Genomic DNA, 13,665 nt, shown 5'->3' on the forward strand with positions numbered 1-13,665 from the left:
TTCCGTCGGGGACGGCCCGCGCGCTAGAGGAGCGGGATCCGTGCGTTCGCCAGCGGGCGGTAGGCGGGGGTCGCGGTGGTGCCCAAGCCTGCCGCGCGCAGTTCGGTGACGACGGCGCCGGCGAGGGCCGTGGCGAGCTCCGCACCCGGGCAGCGGTGGGCCGCCGCGCCGAAGGTGAAGACGGCCGGATTCACCCGGCCGGGGGTCAGTGCGTGCGGGTCCGGGTTGACGGCGGGGTCGCGGTTGGCGGCGGCGAGGAGGACGAGGACCTGCTGTCCCGGCTCCACGGTGGAGCCGGCGTGCGTGAAGGCTTCGGCGGCGAAGCGGCGGGTGTTCTGGATGGGGGCGTCGTACCGGACCACCTCGCGCACCAGGGCGCCGGTGTCGGTGCCGTCCGCGCCCCGGGCGAGGGCGACGAGGGTGTTGCCGATCAGCCCGGCGGTGGCGTCGTAGGTCTGGGAGAGGAAGCCGATGGCGTTGGACAGCAGCGGCCCCGGACGCGGCCACCCGTCCCGCTCGGCGGCCGCGACGAGCTCCTGCAACAGCCCCTGCCCCTGCCGGGCGGAATACGGAACCCCGGCGGACGCGCCGGAGCCGGCCACCACCCCGCACCCGGACCCGGACGCCGCGCCGGGCGCGGGCGGTTCCGGGTGCCCGGACCCGGGAACCGGGTCCGCCGGCGGGGTCGCCCGGGCTTCCGCCAGGGCCGGTCCCAGGAGGGTGCGCAGCCGGGTGGCGGCAGCCGAGGCCGCCCTGCACTGGTCCTCCGTCGCGGTCGCGGGGATGCACTGCACGAAGTCGCCGATCGCGCGGGCCGCCTCCCGGCCCGCCCCGTCGGTCAGGCCGCTGAGGGCGGCCACCACCCGCGCCGGGACGGAGAACATCAGCTCCTCGTACGGGACTTCGCCGCCCGCCGCCAGCACCTCGCGGGTGAGGCGGGCCGCCAGCGAGGCCGCGTACGCCGTGTCCGCACGGGCCAGCGCACCGGCCACGACCCCCTTCAGCCGGGCCGCGGGGGCGCCGTCCGTCATCCGCACGAGCTCGCCGAACACCTCCCCGGCGGCCGTGCCCGCGATCCCGGCCGGGACCGGTTCCGCGACGGGCCGCACCCGCAGCGCGCCGCTGCCCAGCACGGCGCGCACCGCGGCCGCGTCGGCGGCGACCCAGACCCCGAGCGCCTCGTCCCAGGCGAAGGGGCGCTCGGCCACGAGGCGCGCGTAGTACGGGTACGGGTCGGCGAGCCGGACGGCCTCGACGGGACTGCTGACGGTGGTGGTGCTCACTACGGGCTCCCTGCTGAACGGTGGTACGGGTACGACGGTTTCAGGCTGCTGTGGCCCGGGTGGCCCTGCGCATGTCCAGGGACCCCGCGATGGCCATCCTCAGCACCTCGGTGGTGCCCTCGTAGATCCGCAGCGAGCGGATCTGCCGGTACAGGCGCTCGGTGACCGAGCCCTCCACGATGCCCGCGGCGCCCAGGAGTTGCACGGCGCGGTCGACGACGTCCTGCGCGGCCTCGGTCGCGTGGACCTTGGCGATGTTGGAGTGCCGGGCGAACCGGCGGCTGCCCCGGTCGGTCTCCCAGGCGGCGCGCGCCACCAGCAGCGCGGCCGCGTTCAGCTGGACCTCCATGTCGGCGAGGGAGGCCTTGACCAGCTGGAGATCGAAGAGCGTGGACCCGTACGCCTCCCGCGCCAGCACGTGCGCGAGCGCCGTGTCGAAGGCCCTCCGGGCGAAGCCGAGGGCCGCGGCCCCCACCGTGGTGCGGAACCGCTCCAGCAGGTCGACCGCGACCACGAACCCCTTCCCGGGCCGCCCGAGCACCGCGTCGGCCGGCAGCCGGCAGTCCTCGAAGGACAGGTGGGCGAAGGAGCGCGGGGCGATCGCGTCGATCCGCTCGGCCCGCAGCCCGGGGGTGCCGGCCGGCACCAGGAAGGCGGACAGGCCCAGCGGGCCCGGGCCCTGGCCGGTGCGGGCGATGACCACGAACACGTCGGCGATGGTCCCGTTGGCGATCCACGCCTTGCGGCCGTTCAGCACGTACGAGCCGTCCCCGTCCGAGTCGCGCACCGCCTCCAGCCCGACCGAGGCCACGTCCGAACCGGCTTCCTTCTCGGACACCGCGAAGGCCCCGATCAGGGTTCCGGCGGCCATGCCCGGCAGGTAGCGGCGGCGCTGTGCCTCGCTGCCGAAGCGCAGCAGCGGGGTCGCGGCCAGCGCCTGGATGGAGAAGGCGAAGTCGGCCAGGTCCTCGGCGTACGCCAGGGCCTCGCGGCGCAGGCACACCGCGCGGAAGTCGTCCACCGGGGCGCCGCCCGGGTCGAGTTCGCTCAGCCAGCCCGCCGCGCCGAGGACGCGTACGAGGCGCCGTCCGGCGGCGTCGGGGGCGAGGCCGCGGATCTCCTCCCAGAGCACCCGGTTGCTGTCGCACCAGGCGCCCGCCTCGGCGGCGAGGCGGCGGTGGGAGTCCTCGTAGAAGGGCAGCGCGAGGACCTCGGTGTCGAAGCTCGTCGTCATTTCCATCGCCTCGCTCCTCAGATGACCAGGTCGGCGGGGGTGCCGGCGGCCGCGGAGGCGGCCTCCGCGGCCGCCTCGGCGCGGACCCGCTTCACCAGCGCGTGCTCGATGAAGAAGGCGAAGGAGGCGTAGCCGCGCCAGATCCGGCGCCATTCGCGCTGGACGGCCTCCTCGCCGGACAGGTGCCGCACGTCGTCGAGGTAGGCGACGACGATGTCGGCGGACTGGCGGGCGTGGCCCGCCGAGAAGTTGTCGATGGACAGGTGGGCCTCTTCGTAGGAGACGTCGAGGCCGTGCTTGCGCAGCTTCTGGATCTCGTGCATCCGCATCGCGCCGAGGCCGAACATCTCGATGCCCAGGTTGTAGCCGAGGATCTCGTTGTAGAGGCTGTCGGGGAACAGCGACAGGCACAGCTGGTGGACGGAGAAGCCGTACAGGTGGTCGGGCAGGTCGCCCTGGTGCAGGAAGGCCTCCTGCCGGATGTGCGGCAGGTCCATGTCCATGCTGGCGAGGACCTTGTGGATGATCGTGATGTGGTTCTTGTCCATGTCGCCGCGGCCCATCTCGTCCGCGTAGATGGAGAAGAGCATGTCGTCGCTGCGCCGTCCGCGCCGGCCGAGGTTGCCGACGCGGTGCGCCCAGGCTCCGTCGATGAGGCTGCCGAGCGCGTACGTGGACTGCTCGAAGACGACCTCGTCGCGTGAGGGGATCTCGGTGAGCGGCTCGTACGGGTCCACGAGCTTGTCCCAGTAGATCCGCTCGACCCGCTCCAGCAGGGCCTCGGGCGTGTACGTGAACCAGGACGCGTCGGTGAGCAGCCCGGCGGCGCCGTGCTCGAAGAGCAGCTCGGCCTCGGCGAGTCCGGCTTCGGCGCGGGCGCGGGCGGCCGGCAGGACGCCGGGGTGGCGCTCGAAGTTGACGAGGCGGTGGAAGAAGCGGCGGTGGTCGCGGGTGTCGGCGAGGCCGCCGGGCCCGTCGGGGTCGCGTACGAGGAGGCCGGCGGGTTCGGCCGCGGCGAGGCGTTCGCTCCAGGCGCGGGCGGCGTCCTGCCCGGCGGTGGTGGGGACCAGGCCGGCCCCGGCGGGCTCGCCGGCGGCGACGGACCGCGCCCAGGAAGCGAGGACGGCCGCTTCCCGCTCGTCGAAGATGCCGAACATGGGGCCGCCGAACTTGATGGACTTCAGGAACCGGCAGGGGCCGCCGTCGCGTGCGGGCCGGAGCTGCCGGGCGGTGCGGAACTCGCGGACGAAGGCGGCGGCGTCGAGCTGTCCGGCGTCCAGCCAGTCGGTGAGCTTGCGGGTGCCCAGGCGCACCGCGCGGTGCTGGCGGCCGGCGTGCGGGGCGTGCAGTTCGACGATCCGCGCGACCCGGGCGTCGAGGGACAGCCCGTCGTGCCAGGCGGCGAGTTCGGCGAGGGCGGCGGTGTGCTCGCGCTCCAGGCGTACGAGGAGGCGTACGGCGGCCAGTGCGCGGCGGCGGTCCTCGGGCCCGGTCGGTGACTGCCGGGTGTAGGACAGGTAGGCGGCGAGCACGGGGCGTACGTCGCTCTCGGCGAGCACCGGCTCGCCGCCGAGCAGGAGTTCGTCGAGGCCGAGGGCGTGGGCGGCGTAGTGGACGCCGACGACCTCGGGGAGGTGCGACGCGGGCAGCCGGGACAGGGCCAGCCGGAAGGCGCCGTGCAGGGCGGTCAGGGGCAGGGCGCCGGCGTCGTCGAGGAAGGCGGCGGCCTCCACTCCGGGGAGGAAGACGCCCTGCGCGACCAGGGCCCGGCGGCGGCGGGCGGGCAGTCCGGCCTCGGCGGTGCCCTCGCCCTGGAGCCGCCAGTGCTGGCCGAAGAGGCGGCCGACGATCTCGGCGGGCTGGGTGGCGGCCTGGGAGAGGGTGTCGAGCCAGCAGCCGCCGGTGAGCGCGAGGGGGGCGCGCTGGCGCAGGACGGCCTCGCGCACCTCGGGGTCGGGGTGGGTGCGCAGCGGGGCGAGGACGGCGGCGAGTCCGTCGCGGGCGGCGAGCACCTCGGCGGCGACGGCGTCGGCGTCGGCCTCGTCGGTGCCCGCCTCGTCGGTGCCGGCCGGGTCGGTGCCGGCCGCCTCCGCGGGGGTCAGGAAGGCGGCGAGCACCCGGCGGGCGGCGAGCAGGACGGCCTCGCTCTCCTGGTCGGAGATCAGCCGGCGGAACAGCTCGGCGGGTGGCGCGGCGGTGATCCGGGCGGCTTCGTCGGCGCCGGCCGCCGAGGCCTCGACGGGGCCGGCCGGGAGCGAGGTGGTCAGGTCGGGGAGGGTGAAGGCGGGGGCGTAGAAGCTCCGCGCCATGTCGAGGGAGGTCTCCTCGTCCGGGGTGATGGGCGCGGTCATGTCAGTGGTCCCCCAGCCGTGCGGTGTCCGGTGCGGTGTGGTGCGGGAGCTTGCGCAGCAGGACGCCGATCCGCACGCCGGGGACGCTGGACGCGAGCAGGTAGTGCCCGTGGGGCTTGAGGGCTCCGGCGGCGTCGCGGTCGACGAGGTTGATGAGCGGGTCGGCGGCGAAGCAGTGGCCGACGCGCGGGATGTTGTCGAGGAAGAGCTGCTCGCGGGTGAAGCCGGCCTGGCGTTCCTTGAGGACGACCAGGGGCTTGTAGAGGTTGGCGTGGAGCACGCCGTGGATGTCGCCGATCTTCATGCCGGCCTCGTCGAGGATCCGTTCGTTGACCTCGCGGGCGAGGTCGGAGCTGATCTCGTTGGACCAGTCGAGTCCGGCGGGGTCCTGGGCGCCGGCCCCGGCGACGATCTCGTACGCGTCGGCGCCGAGGGGTTCGGCGCTGACCAGGCAGGACGCGGCGCCGTCGGTGAAGAGGGCGAAGTTCTCCATGCGGACCGCCTCGTCGGTGACCCGGTCGGCGGTGATGACCATGACCCGGCGGTGCATGCCCGAGGCCACGTACGCCTGGCCGGTGCGGATGCCCGCGAGGAGGTTGGCGCAGCGGCCGAGGGTGAGGCCGGTGAAGGCGGCGGCGCCGAGGCCGGTGGCGGCCATGACGTTCTCGACGAACGCGCCGTGGGTGCGCGGGCCGCCGGGGAAGCGGGTGGAGCACAGGATGAGGCAGTCCACCTCCCCCGGGGAGACCCCCGCGCCGTCGAGGGTGGCGGCGGCGGTCTCGGCGGCGAGGGTCTCCAGGGTCTTGGCGGTCCGGTGGACCGTGCCCCAGCCCCACAGCTCGGCGCGGGGAGGCATCCCGAAGCCGCGGGCGCGCTCCAGGAGGCCTTCGACGGTGGTGTGGTCGGCCGCGGTCTCGCCGAGTACGTAACGGGGCGCGGACAGGTGGACGGCGGGGGCCTCGGCCGGTGCGGAGGCGGCGGGTGACGCGTACGGAAGGCTCACGGTGCCGGGTCGCTCTCTGGGTCGGCGGACGGGGCGGGGGCGGCGGCCAGCAGGGCGTTGGCCTCGTCGTACGGGAGGGCGTCCGCGACGAAGCCGAAGGTGCCCGTCCCGGTGATCTCGCGGGCGGCGCGGGTGAGGGCGCCGAGGGCGGCGCGGGAGAGCGCGGAGCCGGTGCTGACGCGGCGTACCCCGAGGGCGCCGAGGTCGGCCACGGACAGCTTCAGGGCGGCGGTCATCAGGACGTTGACGGGCCGTTCGACGGCGGCGCAGACGGCGCGGACGGCGTCGGCGTCGGGCAGGGCCGGGGCGTAGAGCACGTCGGCGCCGGCGGCCTCGTACGCCCTCAGGCGGCGGATGGTGTCGTCGAGGTCGGGCCGGCCCTGGAAGAAGTTCTCGGCGCGGGCGGTGACGGTGAAGGGGAAGTCCAGTGCCTTTGCCGCCTCCACGGCGGCGGCGACGCGTTCGACGGCCTCTTCGAGGGGCCGCACGGGGTCCCCGTCACGACCGGTGGAGTCCTCGACGGAGCCGCCGACCAGGCCTGCTCCGGCGGCGAGGCGGATGGTCTCGGCGACGTCCTCGGGGCGCTCCCCGAAGCCGCTCTCCAGGTCGGCGGTGACGGGCAGTCCGGTGGCGTCGACGATCGCGGCGGCGTTGGCGAGGATCTCGGCGCGGCTGACCTGGTTGGCCCCGTCGGGGCGGCCGAGGCTGTGCGCGAGGCCGGCTCCGGTGGTGGCGAGGGCGGCGAAGCCGCAGGAGGCCAGGATCCGCGCGGTTCCCGCGTCCCAGGGGTTCGGGACGACGAAGGGGCCGGGTCCCTCGTGCAGGTCGCGGAAGGCGACGGCGCGCCGGAACCGGGCGGCGTGGTCGGTGCTCGGGGTGGTGGTGGGGTGCATGGGATTCCTCGCAGGGCCTCGTACGGGCTAGATCAGCTCAACGTACTCAGCGTCGGGGCGGGTTGCTCCGGCCGCGGCCGCGCGGGCCAGCGGGCGCAGGACGGAGGTGACGGCGTCGGGCCGGTCCTCGAAGTAGAAGTGGCCGCCGTCCGTCCAGTGCCGTTCGGGCGGCGCGGCGCATTCGCGGGACCATGCGTCGAGCGCGGTGGCGCTGACGTGCGGGTCCTCGGTGCCGTTGAGCAGGGTGACGGGGACGGCGAGGGGGGCGCCGGGCCGGTAGCGGTAGCCGGCGACCATGCGGAAGTCGGCCTTGAGGTGCGGCAGGAGGAGCTCCTGCACGGCCTCGTCCGCCAGCACCTCGGGGGGCAGGCCGCCGAAGAAGCCGACGGCCTCGGTGAACGCGCGGCCCTCCAGCCGGGCCGCCTCGACCACGCGGGGGGTGGGCAGCAGCGAGGGGGCACTGCAGCCGGAGACGACGAGCCCGGCGAGGCCGCGTACGCCGTCGAGGCGGCGGGCCACTTCGAAGGCGAGGGCGGCGCCGAAGCTGTGGCCGAAGAGGAGGAGGGGCCGGTCGTCGGTGGTGGCGGCGAGGGCGATGGCGGCGGCGGAGCCGTCGGCGAGCTCGGCGAGGGAGGCGGGGGCCGGTTCGCGGAAGCGGTGGCCGCGGCCGGGCGGGCAGACGGCGAAGACCTGCGCGTCGTCCTGCATCGCGGGCTGCCAGCCGAGGAAGGTCCGGGGGTTGCCGCCGGCGTGCGGGAAGCAGAAGACGCGGGCGGCGGGGCCGGGAACCGCGACGGTCTCGGAGGTCAGGAACCAGGGGGAGGCAACCACGAGGATCAGCCATTCCTTTGCCGGTCGGTCAGTGGCGGGAGGTGAGGCAGTGCAGTACGGGGCTCTGGGGGTGGGTCAGTTCCAGCCAACGTCGTCGGAGGAGGAGGGCGTCGGCGCGGGGGTGGTGACCGGCTGCGGGTTGTTCCAGCCGACGTCATCGGTGCCACCGGCCACGACGTGCGGGTTCGCGTTGTTCCAGCCGACGTCGCCGAGGCGCAGGTGGCTGCCGGAGTCGGCGGAGAAGGCACCCTGGGTGGCGATGCCGGCGACCGTCGTACCCAGGCCGAGGGCGATGCCCGCCGTCGCGAGTACGACACGGCCGCGGATTCCCGAAACGCGGCCGGCCGGACGAGTCACCATGTGGTTCTTCCCCATTTTTCCCAGTCCCCTCAAGTCGTTTCGCCTTTGGCCATTCCAGGAACGCCAAACCGAGGCGGTTTCCGGCGGTGCTGATCTCCGGTGCGCCTTCTCGGTGTTCGTTCCTGCGGTGAGACCAAATCTCCCCTGCCGACTCGAGACCAGGTAGACCTACGATGGCTCCGGTTTCCGCATTGCGGGAACCCACGGGGTCTCAACCGCCGCAAATACCTGCATACCGGACAGACAGGGGTGACAAGTGGACGTAGTCAAATACGTCAAAACCGCACAAAGCGGTGCACCTGAGGAGCTGTACGCGGCTGCGGCGGGAGAACCGCAGGCGTTCTTGCGGGAACTCGCAACGCACCTCGGCCTGCTGGCGCAGGAAGCCGCGCAGCAGGCCGCGGCGCACCCCGCACCGCCCGCGGGACTGGAGACCTGCGGCGAGGAGGTGGTGGGGCCCGGGGTCCGGTACCTGCACGGCCTGGGCAGCATCTCGACGGCGATCAACGACGCCCTCGGATCGGTCCGGCGGGACATCCTCACCGCGCAGCCCGACGGGGCGCGCCCGAGTGCGGTGCTGAAGGACGCCCTGGAATCCGTGCGGCGGCAGATCGCGGCGGGGATCGCCATGCGGACGCTGTATCAGCACACGACGAGATTCGACGAGGCGACGAAGGAATACGTCCGCACCGTAACGGAATACGGCGCTCAAGTACGGACGCTGGAAGAATTCTTTGACCGTTTGATCATTGTGGACGATGTCGCCTTCATTTCGGCAAACGAGGACCGTACCACGGCGATCTCCATTACCGAACCGACCATCGTACGATTTCTCAGAGATACGTTCGACAAGGCCTGGGACCGGGCGAAACCCTTTCCCTTCGTCCCGCTGCACGCGGCCAAGGCGGCGGACGAGGTGGTCCCGGCGATCCGGGAGTCCATCAGCCGGCTGCTGGTGGAGGGCTACTCCGACAAGGCCATCGCGCGCCGCATAGGGATCAGCGAGCGTTCCCTCCAGGCGCACATCGCGGCCATCAAACAGGACCTCGGAGCCTTGAACCGGCTCCAGCTCGGGTACCTGCTCGGCCGCAACGAGGCGACCTATGTCCTTTGACGGACCGTCAACCGCGGCTCTCCCGGTCGACCCATTCGAGGTAGGCGGCCGAGCCGCCGACGACGGGGAGGACGATCCACTCCGGGACCTCGTAGGGATGGGCCCGCTCGACCCACTCGGCGAGGGCCGGCAGCCGGTCCCGGGCGGTCTTGTAGGAGACCCGCCACTCGGTGGCCGTCTCGACGCTCCCCTTCCACCGGTAGACGGCGGTGAGGGGAGCGTCGACGTGCGCACAGGCGGCCAGCCCCTCCTCCACCGCCCCGCGCGCCAGCCGCTGGGCGCGCTCCGCGTCGTCGACGGTGGTCTGAGCGATCACGATGCCGGTCGTCACGGCTCTCCTCACTCCCTCGGTCCGGCCGACCTTACTGCCGTGACCGTGTTCAGGCGGTGAGGGCGGTGATGTTGCCGTAGGAGGTGGTGGCGTGGATGTTCAGGACGGTGCCTTCGCCGGTGTTCTGGAGGGCGTTGCTGATGCGGCCGTAGGAGGTGCCGGCGTCCAGGGAGGCCGAGACGCCCCGGGCCGCGCCGACGGAGATGTTCCCGTGCTCGGTGCGCAGCGTGACCGTGCCGCCGGTGGCCTCGGCGATCGTCAGGTCGCCCTTCTGGGTCCGGATGTCGGCCGAACCCCCGAGCCGGCCCACCGCGATGTCACCGGCGGCCAGCACCAGCCGCACCCCGGCGGCCTCGTCGAGCTTGACCGTGCCGTGCGCGCTCTCCAGCGACACCTCACCCAGCCGGCCCACACCCCGGAACTCGGCACTGGCCGTCTTCGCCTCGACACTGGACCCCGCCGGCAGCTGCACCGTCACCTCGACCGTACCCGAGGCCCCGAACATCTGGTTCTTCCGCGGCGAGGCGATCCGCAGCACACCGTCACGGAACTCCACGGCGGTCTCCCGCGCCGCCTTCACGTCACGGCTCTTGGAGGCGTTCGCCGGCAGGACCTCGACCGTGGTGTCGGCGCGGTCGGCGGCGATGAAGCGGATGTTCCCGGCCGGGACGTCCAGGACGGCGGCGATCGCGGCGGCGGTGGCGAACTTCTGCATGGTTTCTCTTCCCTCGGGTTCATCACTCGGTGTTTCCAACGACCTGAACGCTACGTCGCGTTCACACACCCAGCAACACACCCATTGCGAAGAACCGCAATCCTTGCAGGTCAGAGCCATGCAATCGTTGCACCGGGTCTGAATTCAACGCAACGAACGCCGCCTTTCCGTTGCAACAGACGAAGGCTGAACGCTACGCCGGAGCCATGTCCTTGACGAACACGACCCCGTCGCCGTCCGCCAGGTGCGCCGGGTCTAGCGGGGCGTAGCCGAACCAGGGCGATACGCGGGGCGCGGGCCGGGCACCGCCGAACACCTCGGCCAGCCGCCGGGTGTCGACGAGGCGGCGGTCCTCAGGGAGCTCGTACAGGAGCCCCTCCAAGGTGTCCGGCGCCGGCTCGTCCACTCCCCGGTGCCGGATCGTGCCGAGGGCCGTGGCCACGAAGGCGTACCCGGCACCGAGGCGGGCGTCCACCAGCGCACCGGCGCTCCACCACTCCAGCCGCTGCCCGCCCATCCGCATGGAACTCTTCTCCCGCTGGAGGTGCGCGTTGTGGGCGTGGACGAACACCGGCCCCCGCTCGGCGAGGGCGAGCAGGTTGCGGGCCATCATCTGGTCGCGCACCCCCGCGAGCCGGGCGAGCCGGGCGGGCGAGCCGTCGGCCATCCAGTGGTGGTAGCGCAGCAGGCCCGTGGCCGTCCGCGCGTACAGGCGCGCCCGGTCCCACTCCTCCCGCGAGCCCGCCGCGGTCAGCTGGGGCTCCTGCTCTTCGAGCAGGGCCGCCAAGTCGTCGGCGATCAGCCTCAGCCGGCCCGCCTCGGCCGACTGGCCCGCGGACCGGGCCGGGTCCGTCATGGCGGCGGGTTCGGTCCACTGCTCGTCGGCGCCCAGCAGGAGTTCGAGGGTCTCGCGCGTGCAGGGGAGCAGGTCCGCGTCCACCCGGGCGGCGAGGTGGCCGTGGAGCGCGGTGAGGGCGTGCCGGGGGCTCGCGGCGGCGGCCATCTCCAACGGGCCGTCGAAGCCGGCGAAGCGGACCTGTTCGGAGGCCGGCCGGCCCTCGTTGTGGGCGCGCATCCACCGCACCAGCTCGCGGTTGGCGGCGGAGGTGCCCCAGCCGTGGCTGATGCCGCCCTCCACGACCTCGTCGAGGACGCCCTCGCCGGAGGTGACGTGGTCGTCCACGGTCAGGCCCATCAGGCAGTCGCTCTCGATCGCGATGGTCCGGTAGCCCTCCTCCACCAGCTGCCGGAAGAGCTCGTTGCGCAGTTCGAGCAGGGTCTCCTCGCCGTGCGTGGGCTCGCCGAGGGCGAGCAGCCGGGGCCTTCGCGAAAGCAGGCCGATGACGGCGGCGGCGTCGACGGAACGGACGTGGTCCTTCACAGAGGTTTCCATGCCTTCAACGCTATCGCTGAACCTTCGGTTGAAACTTTGGCCGCTATTCTCGGCCTCCATGGGCCAGAACCTTAAAACCGGCGGACAGCTCAGGCCGATCGACCTGGCACGCGCGCACGGCCTGTCCACCCAGGCGGTCAGGAACTACGAGGAGGCCGGCATCCTCCCGGCCGCCGCCCGCACGGCCAGCGGCTACCGCGCCTACACCCCGCTGCACGCGGGCGCCCTGCGCGCGTTCCTGGCCCTGCTGCCGGGCCACGGCCACCGGACGGCGACGGCCGTCATGCGGGCCGTGCACGAGGACGCGGTCGACGAGGCGTTCCGCCTCATCGACGAGAGCCACGCCCAGCTCCTGGACGACCGCCGGACCCTCCAGGCCGTGGAGGCCGCGCTCCGCGGCCTGGAGCCCCTCCCGGCACCCGAGCCGGGCGGCGTCTTCATCGGCCCGCTGGCGGCGAAACTCGGGGTCCGGCCCGCCACCCTGCGGAAGTGGGAGAACGCCGGGCTGGTACGCCCGCGCCGCGATCCCCGGACCGGATACCGCGTCTACGACGAGGCCGCCGTGCGCGACGCCCGCCTCGCCCACCAACTCCGCCGGGGCGGCTACCTGCTGGAGCAGATCGCCCCGCTGATCACCCAGGTCCGCACGGCCGGCGGCCTGGAGCCCCTGGAAGCCGCCCTGCACGACTGGCACACCCGCCTGTCCACCCGCGGCCGGGCCCTGCTGAAGGGCGCCGCCGAACTGGACGCCTACCTCCGCGAACGGGGAGGCCGACGCATCCCCTTCGCGTGACGGTCCGGCCCGTCCACCGCGGCGCGGACGTAGATCATTCCAGCTCATAGGATGCCCTCATGCCCATTTCGCTGCGCGCCTCCGGCGTCCTGGTCACCGCCCTCACCACGCTGCTCGCCGCATCCCTGTCGGGCTGCACCGCGGAACACGGTTCTGCGGCCACGGCCGGTCCGGCCACGGGCAGCACCGGGCAGACTCCCGCCGCCAAGCCGCGCCCTCCCAAGCAGGACGGCAGCCCCGGCGACATCCTGGTCGCCGGCCGCCCCATCACGGGATCGGTGCCGTCCGGCATCGCCAGAGCGCCGTTCAAACGCACATACACAGAGGGCGAGTTGTACGCGGCGGTCACCGGGTACTCGTCCCTGCCCTTTGGAGCCACCCAGCTCGAGTCCCTCTTCGCGGACGACATCAAGGCCGGCAAGGATGTGGCGACCACCATCGACCCCGCTGTACAGCGCGCCGCCCACGACGGACTCCGGGGCCGGCGCGGGGCCGCGATCGTCCTCGACGCGCAGACGGGCGACGTCCTCGGCCAGGTGAGCACCCCCTCGTACGACCCCGGAACCTTCAGCGGGAACTCCATGAACGACCAACGGGCCTGGGACCAGCTGAAGGACGCCGACGAAAGGCCCCTGGTCAACCGCGCCCTCCGCGACACGTTCAACCCGGGGTCGGCAATCCACGTCCTGGTCGCGGCCGCCGCCCTGGAGAAGGGCCTGCTGCCGTCGGTGGACACGCCGACCCGCACCCCAGCGGTCTACGCCGCCCCGGACAGCAGCACCCAGTTCTCCGGTGACCCGGCACACTGCACCGACGCCTCCCTCCGCACAGCCCTGCGGTACGCGTGCGCGAACGTCTTCGCCCGTATCGCATCCGACCTCGGCGCCGACGCACTGGCATCGACAGCACAGACGTTCGGATTCAACAACGGCACGATGGATACGCCGGTGCGTGCCTTCGAGAGCACCTGGCCGCGCAAGCCTGAGAACCCCACCCAGCTGGCCATGATGGCCAACGGCCTGTTCGAGGTGAAGGCCACCCCGATACAGATGGCCATGGTCATGGCTCTGCTCGTGAACGGTGGCAGCCGCGTTCATCCCAACCTCGTCACCGGTTCGAATACAGCCGCGCCGGCTCAGCGTGCCGTCGCCCAGCACACCGCGGATGAGCTGCGGTCGGCGCTCGGGGACTCGTTCGGCACGTGGGTACCCTCCGCTTCGACCGCCTGGGCCTTGTCGGCCACCCGGACCTCGGCCGGCCGGCCGGTGGCCATCGCGGTCCACATCTCCTCTCCTACTGACGCCGCGTCCCAGGCCGGCCAGGTCGCGGAACGGATCTCCGCAGCCTCTCGGAGGTGAACCCCA

General features: G+C 73.1%; 13 protein-coding genes. 3 read left to right on the forward strand and 10 right to left on the reverse strand.

Annotated elements, in window-relative coordinates; translation table 11 throughout:
- Window positions 1-23: 23 nt before the first annotated feature.
- The 7 genes from ACZ518_RS35825 to ACZ518_RS35855 all read right to left on the reverse strand — a co-directional run bounded on the left by ACZ518_RS35825 (window position 24) and on the right by ACZ518_RS35855 (window position 7,955).
- The gene (locus tag ACZ518_RS35825; protein WP_469117220.1) at window positions 24-1,283 is read right to left on the reverse strand and encodes a cytochrome P450; all 1,260 of its coding nucleotides are present in this window, start codon (window positions 1,281-1,283) and stop codon (window positions 24-26) included.
- Between the two features lie 40 nt (window positions 1,284-1,323).
- Entirely contained in the window at window positions 1,324-2,517 is a 1,194-nt protein-coding gene (locus ACZ518_RS35830) for an acyl-CoA dehydrogenase family protein (protein WP_469117269.1), read from the reverse strand.
- Between the two features lie 17 nt (window positions 2,518-2,534).
- Window positions 2,535-4,868: an iron-containing redox enzyme family protein gene (locus ACZ518_RS35835; protein ID WP_469117221.1), complete on the reverse strand. Its 2,334-nt coding sequence runs from the start codon at window positions 4,866-4,868 to the stop codon at window positions 2,535-2,537.
- Between the two features lies 1 nt (window position 4,869).
- Window positions 4,870-5,871 carry a beta-ketoacyl-[acyl-carrier-protein] synthase family protein gene (locus tag ACZ518_RS35840; RefSeq protein ID WP_469117222.1) on the reverse strand — a complete coding sequence of 334 codons (1,002 nt, stop codon included), beginning with the start codon at window positions 5,869-5,871 and terminating at the stop codon, window positions 4,870-4,872.
- Window positions 5,868-6,764 (reverse strand): isocitrate lyase/PEP mutase family protein, encoded by an 897-nt coding sequence (locus tag ACZ518_RS35845; protein ID WP_469117223.1) that lies wholly within the window; start codon window positions 6,762-6,764, stop codon window positions 5,868-5,870. Before ACZ518_RS35845 ends, ACZ518_RS35840 begins: the two co-directional genes overlap by 4 nt.
- 27 nt (window positions 6,765-6,791) lie before the next feature.
- Window positions 6,792-7,595, reverse strand: coding sequence for a thioesterase II family protein (locus tag ACZ518_RS35850; protein ID WP_469117224.1), 804 nt, complete (start codon window positions 7,593-7,595; stop codon window positions 6,792-6,794).
- Between the two features lie 75 nt (window positions 7,596-7,670).
- A complete protein-coding gene (locus tag ACZ518_RS35855; protein ID WP_469117225.1) occupies window positions 7,671-7,955 on the reverse strand; it encodes a hypothetical protein in 285 nt (94 codons plus the stop codon).
- A 256-nt stretch (window positions 7,956-8,211) separates the two neighbouring features.
- On the opposite strand from ACZ518_RS35855, the gene ACZ518_RS35860 reads away from it, so the two are divergent.
- Window positions 8,212-9,069, forward strand: a complete 858-nt coding sequence (locus tag ACZ518_RS35860; RefSeq protein WP_469117226.1) for a helix-turn-helix transcriptional regulator — start codon at window positions 8,212-8,214, stop codon at window positions 9,067-9,069.
- Window positions 9,070-9,076: 7 nt separating this feature from the next.
- On the opposite strand, the gene cutA is transcribed toward ACZ518_RS35860, so the two are convergent.
- The 3 genes from cutA to ACZ518_RS35875 all read right to left on the reverse strand — a co-directional run bounded on the left by cutA (window position 9,077) and on the right by ACZ518_RS35875 (window position 11,508).
- Window positions 9,077-9,400, reverse strand: coding sequence for a divalent-cation tolerance protein CutA (cutA, locus tag ACZ518_RS35865; protein WP_469117227.1), 324 nt, complete (start codon window positions 9,398-9,400; stop codon window positions 9,077-9,079).
- A 49-nt stretch (window positions 9,401-9,449) separates the two neighbouring features.
- The gene (locus ACZ518_RS35870) at window positions 9,450-10,115 is read right to left on the reverse strand and encodes a DUF4097 family beta strand repeat-containing protein (protein WP_469117228.1); all 666 of its coding nucleotides are present in this window, start codon (window positions 10,113-10,115) and stop codon (window positions 9,450-9,452) included.
- A 193-nt stretch (window positions 10,116-10,308) separates the two neighbouring features.
- Window positions 10,309-11,508: an erythromycin esterase family protein gene (locus tag ACZ518_RS35875; protein WP_469117229.1), complete on the reverse strand. Its 1,200-nt coding sequence runs from the start codon at window positions 11,506-11,508 to the stop codon at window positions 10,309-10,311.
- Window positions 11,509-11,566: 58 nt separating this feature from the next.
- Between ACZ518_RS35875 and ACZ518_RS35880 the strand changes: the two genes are divergently transcribed.
- Together ACZ518_RS35880 and ACZ518_RS35885 are read left to right on the forward strand one after the other, a co-directional pair.
- Entirely contained in the window at window positions 11,567-12,301 is a 735-nt protein-coding gene (locus tag ACZ518_RS35880) for a TioE family transcriptional regulator (protein WP_469117230.1), read from the forward strand.
- Window positions 12,302-12,360: 59 nt separating this feature from the next.
- Window positions 12,361-13,659, forward strand: coding sequence for a penicillin-binding transpeptidase domain-containing protein (locus ACZ518_RS35885; RefSeq protein ID WP_469117231.1), 1,299 nt, complete (start codon window positions 12,361-12,363; stop codon window positions 13,657-13,659).
- The last annotated feature ends 6 nt before the right edge of the window (window positions 13,660-13,665 follow it).

The sequence above is a fragment of the Streptomyces sp. NPDC033966 genome (assembly GCF_055575955.1).

Coding starts and splice junctions, on each gene's coding strand:
- ACZ518_RS35830 (WP_469117269.1), bottom strand. CDS start 2,517: ATGACGACGAGCTTCGACACCGAGGTCCTCGCGCTGCCCTTCTACGAG.
- ACZ518_RS35835 (WP_469117221.1), bottom strand. CDS start 4,868: ATGACCGCGCCCATCACCCCGGACGAGGAGACCTCCCTCGACATGGCG.
- ACZ518_RS35845 (WP_469117223.1), bottom strand. CDS start 6,764: ATGCACCCCACCACCACCCCGAGCACCGACCACGCCGCCCGGTTCCGG.
- ACZ518_RS35855 (WP_469117225.1), bottom strand. CDS start 7,955: ATGGTGACTCGTCCGGCCGGCCGCGTTTCGGGAATCCGCGGCCGTGTC.
- ACZ518_RS35870 (WP_469117228.1), bottom strand. CDS start 10,115: ATGCAGAAGTTCGCCACCGCCGCCGCGATCGCCGCCGTCCTGGACGTC.
- ACZ518_RS35875 (WP_469117229.1), bottom strand. CDS start 11,508: ATGGAAACCTCTGTGAAGGACCACGTCCGTTCCGTCGACGCCGCCGCC.
- ACZ518_RS35880 (WP_469117230.1), top strand. CDS start 11,567: ATGGGCCAGAACCTTAAAACCGGCGGACAGCTCAGGCCGATCGACCTG.
- ACZ518_RS35885 (WP_469117231.1), top strand. CDS start 12,361: ATGCCCATTTCGCTGCGCGCCTCCGGCGTCCTGGTCACCGCCCTCACC.